The following is a 304-nucleotide window of genomic DNA, read 5'->3' as shown; positions in this document are numbered from 1 at the left end:
TAGAGAAAACGAAGATACATGTTAAGGCGTCGAAGGGGGCAATCAGTGAAACCACGAACGATACTCTTCGCATAGCCCTCGCCATAAAATTCGTCAGAGAACTAGTCAAGCTGTATGAGCACTGGGAGTCTCTCGATCCTGTGGACAAGTATCCTCCTTTCGAGTTCTTCGAAGGTATCTACGAAGAGTGTAAAGATCAGGGGGTAAGGATCGATACGATACCCGATACACTTCTGAGCCGCTTTGCGAACTTGCGTGATGAGCCACCGTCTGAGTGGAACGTCGGAATATGATGGTGAGGTAA

1 pseudogene is annotated in these 304 nt (G+C 48.0%); it reads left to right on the top strand.

Annotated elements, in window-relative coordinates:
• Positions 1-293, top strand: a pseudogene (locus EXE45_RS20175) (hypothetical protein); the annotation flags it as partial.
• Between the last annotated feature and the right edge of the window lie 11 nt (positions 294-304).

Origin of the sequence: Halorubrum sp. SP9 (assembly GCF_005435015.1) — an archaeon.
GTDB lineage: Archaea > Halobacteriota > Halobacteria > Halobacteriales > Haloferacaceae > Halorubrum > Halorubrum sodomense.
This window is presented reverse-complemented; position numbering and strand designations above follow the sequence as displayed.